The organism is Gordonia alkanivorans (assembly GCF_004011905.1).
In the GTDB taxonomy this organism is placed as follows: Bacteria; Actinomycetota; Actinomycetes; order Mycobacteriales; family Mycobacteriaceae; genus Gordonia; species Gordonia alkanivorans.
On sequence record NZ_CP027114.1, the window covers coordinates 1,780,736 to 1,802,972 of the forward strand.

The following is a 22,237-nucleotide window of genomic DNA, read 5'->3' on the forward strand; positions in this document are numbered from 1 at the left end:
AGCGTATGGTCAGTCGAAGCGGTCGCCGGAAAACTGCTGGTCCAGCTGCCTGAGGAGCGAGCGCAGCGAGACTCGAGGGGTAGGCTCGTGAGCTGATGCGCACACATGGTTGGAGTGGTCGGGTACCCGTCAACGACGCCGAGGCGGTCGCGCGAATCCTCGCGGCGACCCGCACGACCATCGATCGGCGCGGCACGGCCACCAGCATCGCCGACGTCGCACGCGAGCTGGGAGTCACTCGGCAGACGGTGTATCGCTACTTCTCCGGGATCGAGGAGTTGTTGTCGGCGACCGCACTCGACGCCGTCGAAGGGCTTCTCGAACGAGTGATGACGCGGCTGGCCGGCGTCACCGAACCCGACGCGGCGATCGTGGAGGGCATTGCCGCAGTGCTCGAAGAACTCGCCGAAGACGACTACGTCGGCCTGCTGCTACGAGCGGACAAGTTGAGCGTGCCGGTGGTCGGCGGATTCACCTCCGACGACGCCCGACGATTCGCACGCACGATGGTCGACCGGCTCGAGGCCAGTTGGACCGACCATTGCCACGACGACGCCGCACTCGACCTCATCGCCGAGATCGTGTTGCGCACATTGCAATCCATGGTGCTCGACGCCGTGTCGCACCGGAGCGGCGACGAACTCAGGGCGTTCCTCGACGCCTGGACCGGTGCGGCGGTGCGGGAGCTGGCGCGACCGGGTTAGCGCTGCGCCGGCTCACAGATGACGACCGGGATCGTCCGGTCCGTCCACGCGACGTAGGTGTCGAAGTCCGCGTAGACCTCGACCAGTTCCGGCCACACCTCGGCGCGTTCGGCCTCGGTGGCGGTACGCGCCGTGAGGTCGAACGTCTCCTTGCCGAGCTGGACTGTGACGCTGGGGTTGTCACGCAGGTTGAGGTACCAGGCAGGGTGTTTCGCCGAACCGCCCTGCGACGCGACGACGACGAACTGGTCGCCGCGCCGGAGGTAGACCAGCGGCACGGTCCTGGGTTCACCCGACTTGCGGCCGATGGTGGTGAGCAGGCACACCGGCGCGGGCTTCTTCAGGCCCGCGCCGACGCGCCAGGTGCCACCGATCCGGCCGCCGGTCGCCTTGTACAGCCGCGTGTTGATCCGCGAGCCGACCTTGATGAGTGTGCCGACGATCGGCGAATCGAGCTGTGCGGGCTTCTTGTCCGGGTCGAGGAGGGGCATCCGATACTCAGATGCGCTCGAGGATGGTGCCGGTGGCCATGGCGCCGCCAGCGCACATCGTGATGAGAGCGGTCTGGCCGTCGCGGCGCTCGAGCTCGTGCAGTGCGGTCGTGATGAGGCGGGAACCGGTGCTGCCCACGGGATGTCCGAGGGCGATGGCGCCGCCGTTGACGTTGACGCGATCCATGTCGGCGTTGTGGACCTGGGCCCAGCTGAGCACGACCGAGGCGAAGGCCTCGTTGATCTCGACGATGTCGATGTCGGACAACGACATCCCCGACTTCGCGAGGACGCGCTCGGTCGCCTGGACCGGGCCGTCGAGGTGGAAGTGGGGTTCCGAACCGACGAGCGCCTGCGCCTTGATGCGGGCGCGCGGGGTCAGTCCGAGTGCGCGGGCCTTCGCCTCGTCCATGATCAGGACGGCGGCTGCGCCGTCGGAGATCTGCGACGACGTTCCGGCGGTGTGGATGCCGCCCTCGATGACGGGCTTGAGTGCAGCGAGGGATTCGAGGGTGGTCTCACGCAGGCCCTGGTCGCGGCTGACGTCGATGATGTTGCCGGTGAACTCGCCCTCCTTGGTCCGTTCGGGCGCCTTGAACGAGAGGATCTCGCGGCCGAAACGGCCTTCCTCCCAGGCTTGACGGGCGAGGCGCTGGCTGCGCTCACCGAGTCCGTCGACGTCGGCGCGGGTGATCCCGCGACGCTTCGCGATGCGCTCCGCCGCCTCGAACTGGTTCGGCAGGTCAACGTTCCACGAGTCCGCGTGGTACGGGCCGGCGCTGGTGCCGACATTCGCACCGAGCGGCACGGTGGTCATCGTCTCCACGCCGCAGGCGATGCCGACCTCGATGGCGTCCGAGGCGATGAGCCCGGCGATGAGGTGGTTGGCCTGCTGGGCCGATCCGCACTGGGCGTCGATCGTCGTGGCGCCGGTGTGCTCGGGGAGTCCGGCGGACAGCCACGCCTTGCGAGAGACGTTGCCCGCCTGCGAGCCGGCCTGCGTGACGCAACCGCCGATGACCTGCTCTACGAGTGCCGGGTCGATACCGGCCTTCTCGATGAGACCGCGCTGTGTGATGCCCAGCAACTCCTCTGCATGGAGGCCTGACAACCACCCGGCGCGCTTGCCGATCGGCGTGCGTACTGCTTCCACGATGACCGGAACGCCCATCTCAACTCCTTCGTTCACCCGGCGGAACCAGTCCGTCGTCTACGGGTAGACGGCGCTTCGACGGATGTGCCGAGGCCGTGTATTCAAGCTAGAACATGTTCTATGTTTGCGTCCATGGGCGGCGTTGGAAGGCTGGTCGCGACCGCCTCGAGCGGTGATTCGACACCCTCCTGCCGCCTACTGGAACGTAGTGGATGTTACTTGTTCCATGGATTAAGTCCGCAGGTGGGGGACCATCCGGTCGTTCAAAACTAGAACAAGTTCTCATCGGGGGCTGTCGCGTGTGTCACAATGTGGTCTAATGAGATTGAAACAGGTTCTAAATCTCCAGCGAGGTGGTGTGACGTGACCCAGGCCCAGAGTGCCCCGATCGGCAGTGAGCCGACCACGGCGGATTCTGCGCGCACGAGCCCTTCCGACGTCGTCGGCAAGTGTGCGTTCATGGAGCAGGAGGGGTGGGATTTCACCAACCCGGACCTGCTCGAGCAGGGAATCCCAGTGGAGGAGTTCGCGCAGCTCCGTAAGACCGCGCCGGTCTGGTGGAACGCCCAGGCGCCCGGCAAGGGTGGTGGCTTCCACGACGGCGGGTACTGGGTGATCTCCAAGCACGCCCACGTCCGCGAGATCTCCAAGAACAACGATGACTGGGAGACCAACGCCAACGGCGTCATCATGCGTTTCGAAGACGACATGACCGCCGAGCAGATCGAGATCACCAAAGCGCTGCTGATCAACCACGATCCGCCGGAGCACACCCGCCTCCGCAAGCTGGTCTCCAAGCTGTTCACCCCCCGTGCGGTGCACTCGCTGGAGGAGAAGCTCGACGACGCCGCCCGCGAGATCGTGTCGCGTGCCGCGGAGAAGGGCACCGGCGACTTCGTCAAGGATGTCGCCGTCGACCTGCCGCTACTCGCCATCGCAGACCTCCTCGGTGTGCCCCAGGAGGACCGCGAGAAGCTGTTCGACTGGTCGAACTCGATGATGAACGCCGACGATCCGGACTACACGACGGATCCGCAGCAGGCCAACGCCGAGATCCTCGGTTACGGCTACCAGATGGCCGAGGAGAAGCGTCGCAATCCGGGCGACGACATCGTCACCACTCTCGTCAACGCCGACATCGACGGCCAGCATCTCGACGAGACGGAGTTCGGGTTCTTCTTCATCCTGCTGACCGTCGCCGGCAACGAGACCACGCGCAACGCGATCAGCCACGGTATGAACGCCTTCCTGGACAACCCCGACCAGTGGGAGCTGTTCAAGAAGGAACGTCCGGCGACCGCGGTCGACGAGATCGTCCGCTGGGCCACCCCGGTCAACTGCTTTCAGCGAACCGCCAAGCGCGACACGCAGATCGGCGGCGTCGACATCAAGAAGGGCGAGCGCGTCGGAATGTTCTACGGCTCGGCCAACTACGACGAAGATGTCTTCGACGATCCGTTCTCGTTCAACATCCTTCGCGACCCGAACCCGCACGTCGGCTTCGGTGGCAACGGTGCGCACTTCTGCGTCGGCGCCAACCTGGCACGCATGGAGATCAACCTGATGTTCAACGCGCTTGCCGACCTCGTCCCGGACATCACCAAGCTCGACGCGCCTCGTCGTCTCCGCCACGGGTGGATCAACGGTGTCAAGGAACTCCGCGTCGACTACGGGACGAAGTGACCGCAGCTGAAGAGGCACCCGCCTACCTGAACATCGACCGCGAGAACCATCCCGCTGTCGTGGCGGGGCGTCGTTCCCGAGAGTTCGTGGAGTCCCGCGACAAGCAGGCGTGGATCGACAACTTCGCGCCGGACGCCATCGTCCAGGATCCGGTGGGCCCCTCGATGTTCGACCCCGAGGGTGTCGGATTCCGGGGATACGACCGCATCTCGGAGTTCTGGGACAAGTCGATCGCAGCCACCGAGAGCATCGAGTTCCGCTTCGACGAGGAGATCATCTGCGGGAACGAGGTCGCCTACATCGGCAGCATCGTCACCCACATCGCAGGTCACGTCTCCGAGGCACGCGGCGTGTTCACCTACCACGCCGACTCGGAGGGCCGGCTCTCGGCGCTCCGGGCCTACTGGGAGGTCGAGAGGACGATCAACTCGGTGCGCAAGGCCTGACCTCGCACAACGATCCGCCGCGGGCGGGACCGGTGACCACGTCACCTGTCCCGCCCGCGGTTCTTTCGTCCGATCCGTCGTTACAGCCGGCGGTGCCGGGCGGAAGATGAGTCGAGGGAACGTCGACACGAAAGGTGTGAGGACTCGGAGTCCGGCGCGATCGACCAGTTCGACGCGGTGTACCGCGAACACGTTGCGGGGGTCTGGCGCTACGTGCGCACACGCGTGCCCGGAGACGCCGACGCCGACGATGTGACCGCGGAGGTGTTCGCCAAGGCGATTCGTTCGCGGGGCGGCTTCGACGATCGGCGCGGCACGATCGGCGGGTGGCTCATCGGGATCGCCAGACACGTCGTCGCGGACTGGTGGGCACGCAATGCCCGGGAGGTGCCCGTGGCCGAGGTGGATGTCGACATCGACCGGCGCGGGGCCGCCGCGGATGATCCGGAGACGGCGATGCTGCGGGCCGCAGACGTCGAGGATGTCCGAAGCCGGTTGTGGGTGCTCACCGCCCGGGAGCGTGAGGCGGTCACGCTGCGATTCGCCACCGAGCTGACCTCGGAGGAGATCGGAGCGGCGATGGGTATCTCGGCGACCGCCGCCCGGATGCTCGTCTACCGGGGCGTGGCGAAGCTGAGGGAGGTGATGCCACAGTGACGTCGCCTGATCCGTACGAGGCCGACGTGGCCTTCGACCCTGTCGAGGTCGCCGCCGCTGCGCGTCTCGACGACGACATCGCAGCAGTCCTGGCCGGCTCCCCCCGGCCGGGGTCGGTGGACCCCGACCTGGTGGTGCTGGCGAACGCGTTCCGGCGCGAGCCGTCCGCGTCGACGTACGCCGCCGTCGAACGACGGGTCGCCGAGGCGAGGCCGCGGGACAGTCGGTGGCGATGGTCGCTCGCGCAGGTTTCCGCAGCCGTGCTGGGCATCGTGCTGGTCGTCCGCGGTGTGGTGAACATGGTTGCAGGCGAGTGGATCTCGACCTCGCTCGGCGAGCCGTACAACCAGCACGCGATGATCGACGGCGGCCTCGCGTTCATCGCGATCGGTGCCGCGATCGCGGTGGCGTCGACGCGTCGGCACTGGTTGCCGGTGGCGGTCGTCGTCGGGGTGCCGCTCGGGCTGGTCATGGGCGGCCGTGGCGTGCACGAGATCGGGGTCTTCGCGTGGGGGGCCGTGGCGCACGGGTCGGCGGGGCTGGCGGCGATCGTTCTGCTGGTCACGTACTTGATCGCGTGGCGTTACAGCCACCGGCGAGGACGGGAAGAACCGGTATGAGATCACTACATCGAATCCGACACTTCATCCGCGCGTTCGGGCAGGCGAAACGTCATCGCACCGACCTCATCCGGCATCTCGGGCGCCGCCCGCTGCTCGCCGGGGCTACGGTCGGGGTGGAGAGCGCGATGCTGCTGTCCAACAAGGTGGACCCGAAACTCAAAGAGCTCGCCGAACTCAAGGCCGCCGGGATGGTGAGCTGCGAGTTCTGTCTCGACATCGGATCGGCGCTGGCCGCGAGTTCCGGCGTCACCGAACAACAGATGCGCGACCTTCCGCGCTATCAGAACTCGGCGGCCTACAGCGATCTGGAGAAACTCGTCATCGCCTACGCCGAGGCGATGACCCTGACCCCAGCAGTGGGGGATGATCTCGCGGACCTGCGTCGACGCCTCGGTGCACACCTCACGGAGACGCAGATCGTCGAACTCGCGATGACCGTCGCCTGGGAGAACCAGCGGGCTCGCCTCAACCAGTCGTTGGGCGTCCGCCCGACCGGGATGTCGGACGGGATGGCTTGCGCTCTGCCCGAACGGGTTTCGTAGCATTCATGCGCACACGGCGCGCATGAATGCCACGAAACGCCGGTCAGTGCAGCGGCTTGTCGGCCCCGACGAGCCACATCGAGAAGTACTGTGAGCCACCGCCGTAGGCGTGACCCAGGGCCTTGCGGGCACCGTCGACCTGGTGGTCGCCGGCCTTGCCCATGACCTGGATCGCGGCTTCGGCGAAGCGGATCATGCCCGACGCGCCGATCGGGTTCGACGACAGCACGCCGCCCGAGGCGTTGAGCGGGATGCGACCACCGATCTCGGTGTCGCCCGACTCGGTCAGCTTCCAGCCCTGGCCCTCGGCGGCGAAGCCGAGGTTCTCCAGCCACATCGGTTCGAACCACGAGAACGGCACGTAGATCTCGGCCACGTCGACTTCTTCGAGCGGGTTGCTGATCCCACCCGACTTCCACAGGGCGGCCGCGGCATCCCGCCCGGCCTGAGGGCTCACCACGTTGCGATGTGCGTAGGACAGCGGCTCGGTGCGCATCGCGGTGGCGTGAATCCAGGCGACCGGGTTGCCGGCGGCGACCGCGTCATCGGCGACCTGCTCGTCACCGATCACGACCGCACACGCACCGTCCGACGACGGGCACGTCTCGTCGTAACGGATGGGGTCCCAGAGCATCTGCGAGCTCATGACCTTCTCGACGCTCTGATCCGGCTGATGCAGGTGCGCCAGGGGATTGAGGGCGCCGTTGCGGCGATCCTTCGCCGCGACCATCGCGCCGATGTGTTCGGGTGCACCCGACTGGCGGATGTAGGAGCGCACGTGCGGGGCGAAGAAGCCGCCCGCGCCGGCGCCGACCGGCTTGGTGAACGGCACCGGGATCGACAGCGCCCACATCGCATTGGACTCGGACTGCTTCTCCCAGGCGACGGCGAGCACGCGCTTGTGGACGCCGGCGAAAACCAGGGACGCAGCGACGTTCGCCGTCGAACCACCGACCGAGCCGGCGGTGTGCACGCGGATCAGACGCTTGCCGACCGCGCCGATGGCTTCGGCCATCGCGAGTTCGGGCATCATCGACCCCTCGAAGAGGTCGGGGGCCTTGCCGATGACGATCGCGTCGATGTCGTCGAGAGAGACCTTGGAGTCGATCAGTGCCGCGTCGATGGCCTCGCGGACCATCCCGGCCATCGTGACGTCGGAACGCTTGGCGACGTATCGGGTCTGGCCGGTACCGAGGACGGCCGCACGGTTCTTGTGTCCCATCAGTTCCCGCCTCCGGAGTTGTTCTGGGCGCTCAGGGTGACCACCATGTTCTGCTGCAGCAGCGGACCGCTGGTCGCGTGGGCGACGGCGGTTCCGGCGTTGCCGCTGAGGATCTCGTGGGCTGCATAGCCGATGCGCTGCAGGCCGGCCGAGAACAGCGAGTTGCCGGCGAGTGCGCCGCCGGACGGGTTGATCCGCACCGAATCCGGCAGATCGAGGGCATTGCGCACGATGATCTCCTGATGCGAGTACGGCGCGTGGATCTCGGCGACGTCGACCGCGCGGCTGCGGTCACCGAAGGCGGTGTCGCCGGCCAACTTGGTCGACGGCGAGACGGTGAGATCCCGGGCCCCGAAGTTCGGCGTGTCGATGCGGTGGTCCCACCCGGTGACGAACGCCGGATTCGCCACCAGCTCGCGGGCTTTGCGCTCACTCGCGATGACGACCGCGGCGGCCGCGTCGGTGTAGGGCGCGATGTCGTGGCGGCGCAACGGATTCGCGACGTACTCACCGGCCAGCAGATCGTCGACCGATCCGCCGGAGGTGCGGGCGCCGATGGCGGCCATGTCGGCCTCGGTCCAGGTCCCGGCGTCGATACCGGCACGCGCCTGCAGCGCGGCCAGCGACCGGGCGTCGGGATGCAGCGGCGCGACCGTGTAGGGGTCGGTCTGCAGGGCGAGGGTCTGGTCGGTGTTGCCCGCGGAGGCCTTGCCGAAGCCGTAGGCGAGCGCCAGGTCGACCTCGCCGGTGGCGATCTTCACCCAGGCCTCGTACAGCGCCCAGGCGCCGTCCATCTCGACGTGCGACTCGTTGATGGGCGGCATCGCGCCGATCGAGTCGATGGCGGAGATGAACGAGAACGCGCGGCCGGCAAGGTAATCCGACGATCCGCTACACCAGAACTCGATGTCGGTCCGGTTGATGCCCAGTTCGGCGTAGAGCTTGTCGAAGCAAGGGATGAGCATCTCGACACCGTTGGTGGTGCCGTGGGTCCCCTCCACGTTGGGGCTGTGGGCGAACCCGATGATCGCGATCGGTGGCAGTGTCATCAGAGGTGATCCTTGTAGGTCTCGTACTCGGCGTCGGGTTCACCGGTGGGGGCGAAGTGGCTGATGTTGCCGATCGAGTGCTCCCACTCGTCCTCGGGCAGCCAAACGGCCTTGACCCGCATGCCCATTCGGACGTCGGCGGCCTCGCAGTCGAGGATCAGGTGCAGGAAGGGGATGTCGGCGCCGTCGAGCAGCACGTAGGCCGCGACGTACGGCGGTTTGATCCGCTGGCCCTGGAACGGCACGTTGACGATGCAGAAGGTCGTCACGATGCCGGTGTGCGCGAGTTCGACGCGTTCGACGGCCGGCGCCCCGTCGGCGGGGCTCACCCCGCGGGGCGGGAAGTAGACGCGGCCCTCGTCGACGCCGGAACCGATCCGGGTACCGATCAGCTTGCCCGCCTTCAGCCCTTCGAGGTAGACGGACTCCTCCTCGTTGGCGGAGTGCGTGATCTCGGTCCTGACGGGGGTCGGGATGACGACGAGGCCGGTGTCGGCGCCCTTCGGTGCCTCGGCGGTGTTCTCCGGTGCGGCGTCGGTGCTCTCGCCCGGCGCGAAGTGGGCGATGTCGTCGATGCGACCGATCCGTGCTGCGGAGAACACCGCGTGCACGCGCTGGCCGGTCGAGATGTCCGACGGGGAGTCGACCGAAACCGCATGCAGCAGTGCGGTGTCCGCGCCGTCGAGTTTGATCAGGGCCCACGCGAACGGCTTGTCGAGCGGCTGCCCGGGCACCGGGTCGTCGTGCCAGGTCCAGCTGGTGACGGTGCCGACGGTCGAGACCTCCACGATCTCCGTCCACTGTTGTCCGGTGACGGGATCGAACTCGACCGGCGGCACGGACACCTTGCCGTCGCTGCCCTTCGATCCCACGATCCGGCCGTCGCGCAGTGCGAGCGCGAACTGGCTCAGCACCGGGCCCAGCGACCGGGTGTAGTCGAAGGAGTTGATCAGGGGAGCGGTCAGGATCGGGGACTTCGGCTCGGGCACCGTGGCAACGGGACTGGCGATGGGGTTGCCGGCGGCGGGAGACGTTACGCTCATGCTCACAACTTGAGTAGAACACGTTCTAGTATTGGACACAAGGTGCATGTCAGGCCGTGAGAATCTCCATGGTCCGGCGAGAGGGGAGTGCGAGTGAAGCTCGGTCTGCAACTCGGTTATTGGGGCGCCGATCCGATCCCGAACGCGCCGAAGTTGATCGCGGTCGCGGAGGAGTGCGGGTTCGACGCGGTGTTCACCGCGGAGTCCTGGGGATCGGACGCTTACACACCGCTGGCGTGGTGGGGCGCGGCGACGTCGCGCATCCGGCTCGGCACCGCGGTGGCCCAGTTGTCGGCACGGCCGCCGACATCGCTGGCAATGCATGCGTTGACCCTGGATCACCTGTCGAACGGCCGGCATATCGTCGGCCTCGGTGTCTCCGGGCCGCAGGTGGTGGAGGGCTGGTACGGCGAACCGTTCGGAAAACCGTTGGCGCGCACCCGCGAATACGTTCAGGTGGTCCGCGACGTGCTCGCGCGTGCCGACAAGGTGACCAACGACGGGCCGCACTATCCGCTGCCGTATCCCGCCGACGCGCCCGGTGCCACCGGACTCGGCAAGCCGCTCAAGCCGATCACGCACCCGCTGCGGGCCGACCTCCCGATCTGGCTCGGTGCCGAAGGTCCGAAGAACGTCGCGCAGACCGCCGAGATCGCCGACGGCTGGCTCGCCATCTTCTTCAGCCTCGGACTGGCCGATCAGTACAACTCCTGGCTCGACGAGGGATTCGCGCGTCCGGGCGCCCGCCGCAGCCGTGAGGACTTCGAGGTCGCAGCCACCGTGCAGGTCGTCATCACCGACGACGTCGCGTCGGCGATCGAACGGTATCGGTCGTCGACCGCGCTGTACGTCGGCGGAATGGGCGCCAAGGAGAAGAACTTTCACGCTGAGCTCTACAAGCGGATGGGTTACGGCGATGCGGTCGACGAGATCGTGAGTCTGTTCCTCGGCGGCAAGAAGGCCGAGGCGATGGCCGCGGTCCCCGACGAGATGGTCCGCGAGACGATGCTCGTCGGCACCGCCGACGAGGTCCGCGCACAGATCAAGGAATGGGAGGCCGCCGGCGTCACCATGCTGATGGTCACCGCCCGCGACACCGACACCATCCGGCAGCTGGCGACGCTGGTGTGATCCGTGTTTGGGGCGCTACGCCTCGAGGCCGTCCATGATCTCGGCGAGCGTCTCGTCGGCGAGCGGGAACGGTTGGTAGATGGCGACATCCGTGGCGATGTCATCCGATCGTGCGCGGATCGTCGCGGCCACGTCGCGGGGGCTGCCGTGGGCGACGATGAGCTCGAGGAGCTCGTCGTCGACGAGTCCGACCATCTCGGCCCAGCGGCCCTGCTTCGACAGCAGGTTGAGTTCGGTCTGGAGGTCGCCGTAGCCGTGCAACTCCAGCACCGGCCGATAGGCCGGTGTGGAGCCGTAGAACGACAGCAGGCGCCGGGCCGCGTCGACCGAGGTCTCGAACTCCTCCTCGGTACGACCGGTGGCCACGATGATCTCCGGCATCACCGAGAAGTCCTCACGACGACGCCCCGACGCCGCCAGGCCGGCGTCGACACGCGGCAGGATCGATTCGCGGACGAACCGGTCGGTGGTGAACGGCATGACGAGCAGGCCGTCCGCATGTTCGGCGACGGCGCGGGTGAGGCGCGGTCCCAGGGCGCCGACGAAGATCGGTGGCAGCCCGTGCGGATTCGGTCCGGGGTTGAACATCGGCGTCATGAGCCGATGGCGGTAGAACTCGCCGTCGAAGTCGAGGCGGGCGCCGTTCTGCCAGCAGTCGAAGATCGCGCGTAAAGCGGCGACGAATTCGACCATGCGGTCGACCGGACGCTCGAACGGCACCCCGAACCGCTTCTCGATCTGCGGGCGGATCTGAGTCCCCAGCCCGAGCGTGAACCGGCCGCCGCTGAGCAGCTGGAGATCATTGGCCTGATGGGCGACCGTGATCGGATTGCGTGGGAACGCGATCGCGACGTTGGTCATCAGCGCGACGTCGTCGACGCCGGACGCGCCGAACAGCGGGCTGAAGACGTCGTGCGGGCCGTCGAACGTGAACACCCCGTCGACTCCGACGTCCCGTAACGCCCGGGTGCGTTCGGCCGCGTGCTGTGGACCGAAAAGTGCGGTGTGGATTCTCACCGGCGGTGGGTGGCTCTCACTCTCCGGTGAACTCCGGGGTGCGCTTCTCCGCGAACGCGCGGGGTCCGACCTTGGCGTCCTTCGACTTGAAGACCGCGACGCCGATCTTCGCGTCGAGCTCGAAGGCGTCGAGTTCGTGCAGACCCTCGGTGTCGCGGATGGTCTTGAGGATGCCCTGGACGGCGAGCGGACCGTTGGCGGCGATCTTCTCGGCCAGCTCGAGCGCCTTGTCGAGTGCCTTGCCGTCCTCGACGACGTGGCCGATGAGGCCGTACTCGAGGGCCTCGCGTGCGGTGACGTGACGGCCGGTCAGCAGGATGTCGCAAGCGACGGTGTAGGGAATCTGGCGGACGAGGCGGACCGCGCTGCCGCCCATCGGGTAGAGGCCCCAACGCGCTTCGGACACACCGAACTTGGCGCTCTCGCCGGCGATGCGGATGTCGGTTCCCTGCAAGATCTCGGTACCGCCGGCGATGGCCGGGCCCTCGACCGCGGCGATCAGCGGCTTGGTCAGGCGACGGCCCTTCAGCAGCGCCGGCAGCGACGCGGGGTTCCAGGCGCCGGAGTCGACGGTGTCACCGGGGGCCTTCTTGTTCATGCTCTTCAGGTCGGCCCCGGCGCAGAAGTAACCGCCCGCGCCGGTGAGGATCGCGACCCGGATGTCGGGATCGGAATCGACCTGATCCCAGGCCTCGGTCATGATCCGCATCATCTCGGTGGAGAGCGCGTTACGCGCCTCCGGACGGTTCATCGTGACGATGAGAATGTGTCCGCGCTTCTCGACGAGGCACTCGGGAGCCTTGTCGGTGACGGACTCGGTGGGGGTGGCTGTGGTCATCGCTGTCTCCCGGTCATATTCCGCACTTGCCCAGAACGATAACACGTTCTAATTTTGAGCCATGGCCTATACGATCGCCGATCTCATCGAGCATGCCGTCGACCTGGTACCCGAGCGCGTCGCGCTGGAATCCGGCGACCACAGCCGGACATATGCGGAGCTCGAGGCGCGGTCGAACGCGCTCGCCCACAAGCTGCGCGCGCTGGGTGTGCAACCCGGCGACCGGGTCGGCCTGTACAGCAGAAACACCATCGAGTCGGTCGAGTCGATGATCGCGATCTTCAAGGCCCGGGCGGTCATGGTGAACGTGAACTACCGCTATGTCGAGGCCGAATTGGAGCACATCTTCACCGACTCCGGGATGAAGGTCCTGATCCACGAGCGCCGCTACTCGCCGCGGGTGTGCAACACGTTACCGAAATCGCCCTCCATCGAGTACCGCATCGCCATCGAGGACGGGACGTCGGAAGACCTGTGCTGTGAGGGCCACGGCGACGCGATCCGCTACGAGGACGCCATCGCCGAGTCGTCGTCGGAACGCGATTTCGAGGAGCGGTCGAACGACGACCTGTACATGCTCTACACCGGCGGCACCACCGGGAAACCGAAGGGCGTCGTCTGGCGTCAGGAGGACGTGTGGCGCGTCCTCGGCGGCGGAATCGACTGGTACACCAGCGAACCCATCCCCGACGAGTGGCACCTCGCCAAGACCGGCGCCGACGGCGGCCAGCTGGTTCGGTACCCGATCCCGCCGTTCATCCACGGCGGCTCGCAGTGGGCGATCTTCCAGTCGCTGTTCGCCGGCGGAAAAGCCGTGGTGTACCCCGAGTTCAGCGGGTCGTCGGCCTGGGAGATCGTCGAGCGACACAAGGTCAACGTCGTGTTCATCACCGGAGATGCCATGGGGCGCCCCATGGTCGAGGCGCTCGGACAGGGCGAGGAGTACGACCTGTCGAGTGTCGTCTCGATCGCCTCGTCGGCCTGTCTGTTCTCGCCGAGTGTGAAAGAGCAGTTCCTGGAACGATTCCCGAACGCGGTGATCGTCGATGCGATCGGCTCGTCGGAAACCGGCTTCGGCGGTCTGGGCATCGTCGCGAAGGGCACCCCGCACACCGGTGGCCCGCGCGTGAACGCCGACAGCGAGACCCACGTTCTCCGCGAGGACGGTACGCCGGTGGAGCCGGGCAGCGGCGAGGTCGGGGTGCTGGCGCGGTCCGGGCATGTGCCGCTGCGCTATCACAACGATCCGGAGAAGTCGGCCAAGACGTTCAAGGTCTTCAACGGCGTGCGCTACTCGCTGCCGGGTGACAACGCTGTACTCGAGGCCGATGGCAGCATCACGATGCTCGGCCGTGGATCGGTGTCGATCAACACCGGCGGCGAAAAGGTCTTCCCGGAGGAGGTCGAGGGTGCGCTCAAGGCACATCCCGACGTCTTCGACACCGTCGTGGTGGGCGTCGCCGACGACCGTTGGGGTCAGCGCGTCGCCGCGGTGATCGCCGCGCGCGACGGAGCCCGACCATCCCTGGAGAGCCTCAACGACGTCGTGCGCAAGGAACTCGCGGGCTACAAGTGCCCGCGCAGCGTCTGGTTCGTCGATGAGATCAAGCGTTCGCCCGCAGGAAAACCCGACTATCGCTGGGGGGCGGCGGTCACTGCCGAACGACCCGCCGACGAAGCGCTGTAGCGCCGAAAATCTGACAGAGGCGCTGTAGAGCGCCGGAAACGAGTAGTAGCAAAAATGCGTACAGAACTCGCCGACAAGTTCGGCATCGAATACCCGATCTTCGGGTTCACGCCCAGTCAGGATGTCGCGGCCGCGATCAGCCGTGCCGGCGGACTCGGCGTGCTCGGGTGCGTGCGGTTCAACGAGGCCGAGGAACTCGACGAGGTCCTCGAGTGGATGCACGAGAACACCGACGGTAAGCCGTTCGGCGTCGACATCGTGATGCCGGCCAAGATCCCGACCGAGGGTTCCAAGGTCGACCTGGATTCGATGATCCCGCCGGAACATCGGGCGTTCGTGGAGCGCACGCTCGACGACCTCGGCGTTCCGCCACTGCCCGGTGAGGACCGCGTCAATGCGGGCGTGCTGGGTTGGCTGCACTCGGTGGCCCGCTCGCATGTCGACGTCGCCATGGAGCATCGTCGTAAGTACGGGCAGATCAAGCTGATCGCGAACGCTCTCGGTTCGCCGCCGTCGGAAATCATCCAGACCGCACACGACAACGGCGTGCTGGTCGCCGCGCTCGCGGGCGCGAAAGACCATGCGCTGCACCACGTCGAGGCCGGCGTCGACATCGTCATCGCCCAGGGATACGAGGGTGGCGGACACACCGGCGAGGTCACCTCGATGATCCTGTGGCCCGAACTCGTCGACGCGGTCGGCGACACCGCGCCGGTGCTCGCCGCCGGCGGCGTCGGTAGCGGCCGCCAGATCGCAGCTGCGATCGCGCTGGGTGCGCAGGGCGTGTGGATGGGGACCTACTGGCTCACCGCTGCCGAGTACAAGCTCGGAGTGCCGGAGGGATCGGACAAGCCGTCCACCGTGCAGCAGGCGCTGCTCAAGGCGACGTCGCGGGACACCGTGCGTCGTCGTATCTACTCCGGCAAGCCCGCCCGCCTCCTGAAGACCGCCTGGACTGACGCCTGGGACGCCGACAACGCACCCGAGCCGTTGCCGATGCCGTTGCAGAACCTGCTCGTCGCGGAGGCGCACGCGCGGATCTCGGCTGCCGACAACCCAGACGTCGTCGCGATGCCGGCAGGCCAGATCGTCGGGCGCTGCAACGCGATCACCCCGGTCGCCGATCTCATCGCGGACCTCGTGAGCGAGTACGAGGAGGCCGTCGGCCGGATGAACAAGACGCTCCACAGCTGACCCGCTCCACAAACCCATCCCTTTTCCTCAAACACGCCCCGACGACGACGGGCGGGTATACGGAAAAGGGGTGGGTTTGTGTCAGGGGCGGTAGGTACAGCGCCGGCCGCCACGATTTTGACGGACGCAATCATCCCTTGTTAGCTGGTTGCCCTCGGTGCCAGGGGGCCTGGAAAAGCCGCGTCGTCAAACCATCACGACGAAGAATGCTATCGCGAGACCTCCAAGGACAAAAAGAGTTCCGATCGCGACGCCGGTGCAAATATGCCTCGTTTTCCCGTGCGCGTACATCCCGATTGCGCCAGCAAGAAACAGAAGTATGTCGAGGACCAGTCCCGGCGCCCAAAGGAGCGTGTATGCGAGTAGAGATACCGCTGATGCTGCGACAGTGACGAACGGCGTCACAGGTCCGAAGAATCGCTTATCCATCAGTCAAGACTCCAGGACGGTCAACAGAACAGCGCTGGCGAAAACTGTTCCTGAGATGATTGCAGGCCATTCCCGCCACGGCTTCCCGATCGCCAGGAGGGCGCACGAGATAACAAGGGTTCCCGCCAGAAGAAGTAAGCGCGAGGCGACAGCTGGCCATGCCGGGATGACGTTGGGTATCAGGAATGTCACGTACATCAGTAGGACGGCCATGAACGTTTGCACCACGAAGGTGGTTTGGGGTGCGTGACGGTTCGAGTCGTTTTGACTCTCCTCTGGAGTCATCGGCCGAAGGGGTGATAAGAGTCGGAGAAAGAAAACCTCGTCAGACCGAGAACGTCTTGGCGATTCATCGCGCTCCTTCAAGCTCAGGAGGATCGTCCGCGCTACCCAGGTCGGTCATGCCGGTAATGTTGCCTAGGTCAATCGGATACGAGTGATTGCCAGGTGACGTGTACTTCTCCGTCGGAAAGCGATCGAGGTCATTGTCGTAGTCTCCGTAGTCGTGATGGAACTTGAGGTTCAACATAGGTCCGGTCTTGTCGTGGTCGCCCGCGTCGTCGCGGTGAAGGACCTCAGTGCGGCCGTCAGGTAGATGCTGGTACGTCTCCATCGACGGATAGTCTGTGGCCTCGCCTGAAACGCGAGCGCCGCCGGCCTCAGGTGTCACAATGGTCTGGCCATTCACGGACCAACCGAGGTCCGCTGCGATCTCAGGGGCCAGTGGATCTGAACCTTCGTAGGCGATTGCGACCGTTCCGTCAGCCAGTTGGCTGGCCTTGACCGAGGGCGTCCCGGTCTTCACATTGCCGTGCTCATCGACAGATGGATTTTGGCGTGCGACGATTACGCCATTCTCATAATCGATGAAGTATGACACGCGGGTGTCTTCGGGTGCGAAGTTGACATCGAATTCGCGATTGTCGCCTAGATTCCTAGGGAGTGGCAGCGGTTTGTCCGCTTTCATACCGGCGATGACCTCGTCAATAGGAATGAACAATCCAGTGGCTACAACGCCTTGCCCGGGGACAGGTCTTATCTTTATGACACTGATAGCCGGCGGCACGCCCTTGTTCTTCGGGTCGTAACTGTGCGGATCGAGGGCGGCGGCAATGCGCCAGTCGTTCGCCGTGGCGGGCATGTAGCCGTATACCTGCTCAAAGGCCTTCGCCTGATTGGTTGTTCGCGTCATGGTGCCGCTGGCGGTAGCGATGGACGCAGGGGTGATTCCACCGATTTCGCTGAGCGCCGATTCAATCGCGTTTTTGGTGTCGGTAACTGCCTGGTCGGCTGCCGTGCCGTGAGCACGCAAAGCCGATTGATGTTGGAAGGCGAGATCTGCGCTGTACTCGGCGCCGGACGGGGCCGTGTTCGGGTCGAACGTAACGGTGTACTCGCGGCTTCCGCGGTCGAGGATATAACCTTGGTCGCCCGCCGCCTCCGTAGCGTTCTTGAGTGTGGTAACAGCACTCTCTATATTCGCCGCTCCGGAAGTGGCGACGGATGCCAGATCGCCATACTCGTCCGCGACGTTCCTCAGCCATCGCGTGACCGATTCTGCTCTCGAATCAGCTGGTCCTCGGGCCTCGCCTGTCCATTCAGCGGGGGTGAGGTCGAGGACTGGGTTCCCGGCTAGAGGTGCTTCCAGGTCGAGGCTCGCTTTGAGCGCGAATATCCCGTTCGCGATGGAGACGAGGTTTGAGGGCTTCCATGACGTGACTTCGTTGTAGCTAGGCGGCATCTAACGTGGCGCCCTCGTGAGTACGTCCATCAGGATTGGCACCGGAACCGGGTGGTCTGTCGCAGGTCCGACACGTGCGGGGTACGCGACCGCGTCGCGGATGAGCTTCCCGCTGCTCTGATCCGTTTCGACGGTGGTGTTTCGGCATGCCATCACCAGCTCTGCGAATGCTGATACAGCATTGGAGGCAGTCGACAAGGAGCTTTGGATTAGACGATCACCGTGCGCAGCGATACCTGACATGTCGTCAGTCGCGCCTCGGAAAGAGCCAGCGAGTGTGCTGAACGTTTGAGTCATAAAGCTGGTTCCGAGGCCAGCATTGAGGCCGAGTTCGCCGATACGGGTCGCACAGTCGTGAATCTGGGTGGCGGCCGAAACCAGCGACGGCGGCTCTACGATCAGTTCTGACATCATCTCCCCCGAATGTTCCGGTCGAAGCTAGCACGCACAACGCAGTCCTGGCGTTTAGCCGTCTTCGACGTCGTTCACACTAGTGGTGACCAGTGGGTTCGCGGGGGAACGATCCACATGCAGCGGCAGGATCGCGGGCACAGGCGCCCCACAAACCCACCCCTTTTCAGTAAATCCGCCCCGTTAGCGAGGGGCGGGTTTACGGAAAAGGGGAGGGTTTGCGTCAGGGGCGGTAGGTGTGACCGTCGCGCCGCCAGGTGGGCGGCTCCGGATTCGCCGCGAGCAGGCGCTTGACGGTCTTGAAGGTCGCGGTCTCGGGCAGCGCGTCGACGATCCGCACGCGATGTGGCCACTGTTTCGGGCCGAGATCGTCCTGCGCGGAGAGGAACTCGGCGAAGTCGTCGGGGTTCAGGCTTCCGTCTACGACGACCACCGCCTCGATCTCGTCGCCGATCTCCACCGGAACCCCGTGCACCGCGGCCTGTCGGATCGCGGGATGCCGCAGCAGGATTCGTTCGATGGGTCCGGTGCCGAGGTTCTCACCGTCGACGCGCAACCAATCTCCCAGGCGTCCGGCGAAGTGCAGGTAGCCGTCGTCGACCCAGGCGAGGTCGCCGGTGTGGTAGACGCCGTCGCGCATGCGTCCCGCGGTCGCGTCGGGATCGTTGTAGTAGCCGGCGAACAATCCCGACCCCGAAGAGTTCACGATCTCGCCGATCACGCCGGGTGCCACCGGTTCCCCGGTGTCGACATCGACGACGGCCGTCGGCGCACGCAGGGGACCCAGCGCGTCGTGCGGGGTGTCCGGGGTACGCGTGATTGCGACACCGCCTTCGGTGGAGCCGAATCCGTCGACGACGCGGCAACCGAACCGCTCGGCGAATCGCTTCCGGTCCACCGCCGACGCCTCGTTGCCGTACATGATCCGCAGTGAACTCGATGCGTCGTCGGGGTGCGGGTCGGTGGCGAGGATGTAGTTGAGGGGCTTGCCGACATAGTTGGCGTAGGTCACGCCGTAGCGGTGGAGGTCGGCGACGAAGCCGCGCGCGGAGAAGCTGCGGCGCAACGCGATCGACGCACCGCTGGCCACTGCCACACTCCAGCCCGCGATCATCGCGTTCGAGTGGAACATCGGCATCGACAGATAGACGACGTCGTCGGCGCCGATCTCGAAACGCTCGGCGAGCATCGGTCCGCTGACCGCGAAGGTGCGATGGGTGCAACGCACGGCCTTCGGATCGCCGGTGGTTCCCGACGTGAAGATCAGCATCAGCAGATCGTCGGGTGAAGCCTCGGCAAGCGGCGCCGCAGCAGCGGCAGAGACCGCCGACGACCACTCCCGCCCGTCGACGTCGACGACGCGGACATCGCCGAGGTCGACGTCGGTCAGCAACTCGCGGGTGTCGTTGCCGTACAGCACGATCTGGCAGTCGGCGCGTGCGACATCGGCCGCGAGCGCGGCTCCTCGGCGGGTCGTGTTCAATCCGACGAGGACGAATCCGTGCCGTGCCGCGGCCGCGAACAGGGCGGCGAATTCTGCTGTGTTGGAGAGCAGTACGCCGACGTGTGGAGGTCGCTCCGGCGACAACCACTCGAGCAGGACGCCGGCGCGGACCGCGGCGTCGTGCAGATGCCGCGCCCAGGGGGTGAACGACTCCTCGAAGTGCACACCGCGATCGGTCACGGCGGACAGGTCGGCCAGCAGGCCGGCGACCGTGGACCGCTGGGTCACGGCTCCCGAGACGCTCACGCCGGGGTGGCGGCCAACTCGGTGCCGATGGCGCGCACCGACGCGGTCGCCGAACCGTAGGCGAACTCGTTGTGCTTGGCGCGCAGGAAGTACCGGTGGACCGGGTGGCTGGTGTCGAGGCCGACGCCGCCGTGGACATGCACCGTTGTGTGCGCGATCCGATGACCGGCTTCAGCGGCCCAGAACTTGGCGGTGGCGATCGCATTGTTGATCTCACCCGGATTGTCCGAGTTGGCCAGCAGCCAGGCGGCCTGCGTGGTGGTCAGGGCGAGACCCTGGGCATCGATGTACCCATCGGCCAGACGCTGGGCGACGGCCTGGAACGAGCCGATCGCGCGACCGAACTGCTCACGTTCACGGGCGTATTCGGCGGTCAACTCGAGTGCGCGCCCCACCACGCCCGTCTGCTCGGCGCTGCAGGCCAGCGTCACCCGGACCCGAAGCGCGTCGGCCACGTCCGAACCCGCCAGCACGGCGTCGGAATCGACGGGAACGTCGGCGAACTCGACGTGTGCGGTGGGGATCAGGCCGGTCGCCGGGGTGGCGGTGATCCGGATGCCGTCCGCGGTGGTGGGAACCGCCACCACGACGACTCCGTCGGGGCCGGTTGCGTTGACCAGCAACAGATCCGCTGCCTCGGCGTAGGGCACGCCGACCTTGACGCCGGACAGTCGGGAGCCGTCGGAGGAGAGCGTCGTGGTGGGGGAGTCGGTCGGCGAACCCAGGTCCTCCTCGATGGCCACCGACACGACGAGACCACCCGACGCGGCGGACGCCAGCACCCGGTCCCGCAGACCGGACGAACCGTGTGCGGCGATCACGGGCAGCGCGGCCACCGCGTGCTGGCCGAACGGCACCCGTGCGAGCACCCGGCCGAGTTCGGTTGCGACGAGGGCGTTCTCGATGACGCTCAGGTCGCCACCGGCATCGCCGACGGCCGCCGACGACAGTTCGAGTCCCAGCAGACCGGCGCTGCCTAGTTGCTGCCAGAGATCGGAGTCGATCGGCGCGCGGGTCGACTCGAGGTCGGCGACGCGTTCGGGCGTGCTGACGGAGGTGGCGATGTCGCGGGCCAGGCCGCGGACGTCGTCACCGGATTCGGGGAGGGAGAAGTCCATGGTGGAGAGCCTTTTCGAGGGTGGGGTCAGCGACGCTGGTGCGGCAGGCCGAGGGCGAGCATGGCGATGATGTCGCGCTGGATCTCGTTGGTGCCGCCACCGAAGGTGAGGATCAGCGAGGTGCGCTGGAAGCGTTCGAGGCGACCGTTGATGTGGGCGCCGGGGCTGCCGGCGCGCAGCGTCGCGGCCGGGCCGACGACTTCCATGAGCAGGCGGTAGGCCTCGGTCGCGAACTCGGTGCCGTACACCTTGGTCGCCGAGGCGTCGGCCGGCGACGGCGCGCCGCCGGAACTGGCCGCCGAGGCGATCTTCCAGTTGATGAGCTTGAGGAACTCGACCTTCGCATGCACCCGGGCCAGGTTCTGCTGGACCCACGGGGCGTCGATGACGCGCTGACCGTCGCCGGTCTTGGTCTGCTGGGCCCAGGCGATCGTCTCGCGCAGGGCGGTCTGGATCGGCGCGGCGCTGCACAGGGCGACCCGCTCGTTGTTGAGCTGGTTGGTGACTAGCGGCCAGCCGCCACCGACCTCGCCGACCACCGAGGACGTCGGTACCCGCACGTCCTGGTAGTAGGTGGCGCTGGTGTCGACGCCGGACATCGTGTGCACCGGCGTGTAGCTGAAGCCCTCGGCGGTGGTCGGCACGATGAGCACCGAGATGCCCTTGTGCTTCTTGCCGCCTTCCTGCAGCGTCGACGGATCGGTGCGGCAGGCGAGCCAGATGTAGTCGGCGTAGGGGACCAGGCTGGTCCACATCTTCTGGCCGTTGATCACGTAGTCGTCACCGTCGAGGACCGCGGTGGTGCGCAGTGCGGCGAGATCGGTACCGGCGCCCGGCTCGGAGTAGCCGATGGAGAAGTGCAACTTACCTGCGGCGATGCGCGGCAGGAAGAAGGACTTCTGCTCGTCGGTGCCGTAGTGCATGATCGTCGGCGCCACGGAGTTGATGGTGAGGAACGGGACCGGCGCACCAGCGATGGCGGCCTCGTCGGTGAAGATCAGCTGATCCATCATCGAACGGTTCTGACCGCCGAACTCGGTGGGCCAGCCCAGGGCGAGCCAACCGTCGGCGCCCATCTGTTCGACGACGTCGCGGTAGGCGTCGCCCTCACCGAGTTCGCCACCGTCACCGCCGGACAGGGCGGCCCGGCGGTCCTCGGTCATCAGGTTCGAGAAGTACGCGCGGAGCTCCCGCCGGAGCTCGGACTGTTGATCGGTATAGGCGATTCGCATCGAAACTCCATGGGTCTGTGGCTAGCGTCCGGACCCCGCTTGTGGTCAAGTTATGGGGGTAAGGCTCGTCTAGTTT

General features: G+C 66.4%; 21 protein-coding genes. 9 read left to right on the top strand and 12 right to left on the bottom strand.

From position 1 onward, the window contains the following. Window positions 1-95 precede the first annotated feature (95 nt). Window positions 96-704 carry a TetR/AcrR family transcriptional regulator gene (locus C5O27_RS08155; RefSeq protein ID WP_127962435.1) on the top strand — a complete coding sequence of 203 codons (609 nt, stop codon included), beginning with the start codon at window positions 96-98 and terminating at the stop codon, window positions 702-704. On the opposite strand, the gene C5O27_RS08160 is transcribed toward C5O27_RS08155, so the two are convergent. Then, entirely contained in the window at window positions 701-1,195 is a 495-nt protein-coding gene (locus C5O27_RS08160) for a nitroreductase family deazaflavin-dependent oxidoreductase (protein WP_006360693.1), read from the bottom strand. The genes C5O27_RS08155 and C5O27_RS08160 overlap by 4 nt on opposite strands. A gap of 7 nt (window positions 1,196-1,202) precedes the next feature. Further along, window positions 1,203-2,366 (bottom strand): steroid 3-ketoacyl-CoA thiolase, encoded by a 1,164-nt coding sequence (locus tag C5O27_RS08165; RefSeq protein WP_127962436.1) that lies wholly within the window; start codon window positions 2,364-2,366, stop codon window positions 1,203-1,205. Window positions 2,367-2,711: 345 nt separating this feature from the next. Between C5O27_RS08165 and C5O27_RS08170 the strand changes: the two genes are divergently transcribed. The 5 genes from C5O27_RS08170 to C5O27_RS08190 all read left to right on the top strand — a co-directional run bounded on the left by C5O27_RS08170 (window position 2,712) and on the right by C5O27_RS08190 (window position 6,299). Continuing rightward, window positions 2,712-4,031, top strand: coding sequence for a cytochrome P450 (locus C5O27_RS08170; protein WP_075863686.1), 1,320 nt, complete (start codon window positions 2,712-2,714; stop codon window positions 4,029-4,031). Next, window positions 4,028-4,477, top strand: a complete 450-nt coding sequence (locus tag C5O27_RS08175; protein ID WP_006360690.1) for a nuclear transport factor 2 family protein — start codon at window positions 4,028-4,030, stop codon at window positions 4,475-4,477. The genes C5O27_RS08170 and C5O27_RS08175 overlap by 4 nt, the downstream gene beginning before the upstream one ends. A gap of 177 nt (window positions 4,478-4,654) precedes the next feature. Further along, complete coding sequence (locus C5O27_RS08180; RefSeq protein WP_006360689.1) at window positions 4,655-5,134, top strand: RNA polymerase sigma factor; 480 nt, start codon at window positions 4,655-4,657, stop codon at window positions 5,132-5,134. Beyond that, window positions 5,131-5,754, top strand: coding sequence for a hypothetical protein (locus tag C5O27_RS08185; RefSeq protein WP_127962437.1), 624 nt, complete (start codon window positions 5,131-5,133; stop codon window positions 5,752-5,754). Before C5O27_RS08180 ends, C5O27_RS08185 begins: the two co-directional genes overlap by 4 nt. Continuing rightward, the gene (locus C5O27_RS08190; protein WP_127962438.1) at window positions 5,751-6,299 is read left to right on the top strand and encodes a carboxymuconolactone decarboxylase family protein; all 549 of its coding nucleotides are present in this window, start codon (window positions 5,751-5,753) and stop codon (window positions 6,297-6,299) included. Before C5O27_RS08185 ends, C5O27_RS08190 begins: the two co-directional genes overlap by 4 nt. A gap of 43 nt (window positions 6,300-6,342) precedes the next feature. Here C5O27_RS08190 and C5O27_RS08195 read toward each other — a convergent pair whose 3' ends face one another. Genes C5O27_RS08195 through C5O27_RS08205 form a run of 3 tightly spaced genes read right to left on the bottom strand, consistent with a single transcriptional unit; the run spans window position 6,343 to window position 9,613 of the window. After that, a complete protein-coding gene (locus tag C5O27_RS08195; protein WP_035754616.1) occupies window positions 6,343-7,521 on the bottom strand; it encodes a thiolase domain-containing protein in 1,179 nt (392 codons plus the stop codon). Then, window positions 7,521-8,570, bottom strand: coding sequence for a thiolase domain-containing protein (locus C5O27_RS08200; protein ID WP_127962439.1), 1,050 nt, complete (start codon window positions 8,568-8,570; stop codon window positions 7,521-7,523). The genes C5O27_RS08195 and C5O27_RS08200 overlap by 1 nt, the downstream gene beginning before the upstream one ends. Beyond that, window positions 8,570-9,613, bottom strand: coding sequence for a Zn-ribbon domain-containing OB-fold protein (locus C5O27_RS08205; RefSeq protein ID WP_127962440.1), 1,044 nt, complete (start codon window positions 9,611-9,613; stop codon window positions 8,570-8,572). Before C5O27_RS08205 ends, C5O27_RS08200 begins: the two co-directional genes overlap by 1 nt. Before the next feature lie 93 nt (window positions 9,614-9,706). Here C5O27_RS08205 and C5O27_RS08210 point away from each other — a divergent pair, with 93 nt between their 5' ends. Beyond that, window positions 9,707-10,744, top strand: a complete 1,038-nt coding sequence (locus tag C5O27_RS08210) for an LLM class F420-dependent oxidoreductase (protein WP_127962441.1) — start codon at window positions 9,707-9,709, stop codon at window positions 10,742-10,744. Between the two features lie 15 nt (window positions 10,745-10,759). Here C5O27_RS08210 and C5O27_RS08215 read toward each other — a convergent pair whose 3' ends face one another. Further along, window positions 10,760-11,761: a TIGR03617 family F420-dependent LLM class oxidoreductase gene (locus C5O27_RS08215; protein ID WP_006360682.1), complete on the bottom strand. Its 1,002-nt coding sequence runs from the start codon at window positions 11,759-11,761 to the stop codon at window positions 10,760-10,762. 16 nt (window positions 11,762-11,777) lie between these two features. Further along, entirely contained in the window at window positions 11,778-12,599 is an 822-nt protein-coding gene (locus tag C5O27_RS08220; RefSeq protein ID WP_042377526.1) for a crotonase/enoyl-CoA hydratase family protein, read from the bottom strand. A gap of 61 nt (window positions 12,600-12,660) precedes the next feature. Between C5O27_RS08220 and C5O27_RS08225 the strand changes: the two genes are divergently transcribed. Both C5O27_RS08225 and C5O27_RS08230 read left to right on the top strand, forming a co-directional pair. After that, window positions 12,661-14,286: an acyl-CoA synthetase gene (locus C5O27_RS08225; protein ID WP_006360680.1), complete on the top strand. Its 1,626-nt coding sequence runs from the start codon at window positions 12,661-12,663 to the stop codon at window positions 14,284-14,286. Window positions 14,287-14,340: 54 nt separating this feature from the next. After that, window positions 14,341-15,480, top strand: coding sequence for an NAD(P)H-dependent flavin oxidoreductase (locus tag C5O27_RS08230; protein ID WP_127962442.1), 1,140 nt, complete (start codon window positions 14,341-14,343; stop codon window positions 15,478-15,480). A 186-nt stretch (window positions 15,481-15,666) separates the two neighbouring features. Here C5O27_RS08230 and C5O27_RS08235 read toward each other — a convergent pair whose 3' ends face one another. From C5O27_RS08235 to C5O27_RS08260, 5 genes are all read right to left on the bottom strand, one after another. Continuing rightward, on the bottom strand, window positions 15,667-15,909 hold the full coding sequence (locus C5O27_RS08235) for a hypothetical protein (RefSeq protein WP_127962443.1): 243 nt from the start codon (window positions 15,907-15,909) through the stop codon (window positions 15,667-15,669). Window positions 15,910-16,258: 349 nt separating this feature from the next. Then, a complete protein-coding gene (locus C5O27_RS08240) occupies window positions 16,259-17,650 on the bottom strand; it encodes a hypothetical protein (protein ID WP_127962444.1) in 1,392 nt (463 codons plus the stop codon). Window positions 17,651-18,284: 634 nt separating this feature from the next. Further along, entirely contained in the window at window positions 18,285-19,811 is a 1,527-nt protein-coding gene (locus C5O27_RS08250; RefSeq protein WP_127962445.1) for an AMP-binding protein, read from the bottom strand. Further along, window positions 19,808-20,929: an acyl-CoA dehydrogenase family protein gene (locus tag C5O27_RS08255; RefSeq protein ID WP_127962446.1), complete on the bottom strand. Its 1,122-nt coding sequence runs from the start codon at window positions 20,927-20,929 to the stop codon at window positions 19,808-19,810. The genes C5O27_RS08250 and C5O27_RS08255 overlap by 4 nt, the downstream gene beginning before the upstream one ends. Before the next feature lie 26 nt (window positions 20,930-20,955). Continuing rightward, window positions 20,956-22,161, bottom strand: a complete 1,206-nt coding sequence (locus tag C5O27_RS08260; RefSeq protein WP_006866218.1) for an acyl-CoA dehydrogenase family protein — start codon at window positions 22,159-22,161, stop codon at window positions 20,956-20,958. Window positions 22,162-22,237: the final 76 nt, after the last annotated feature.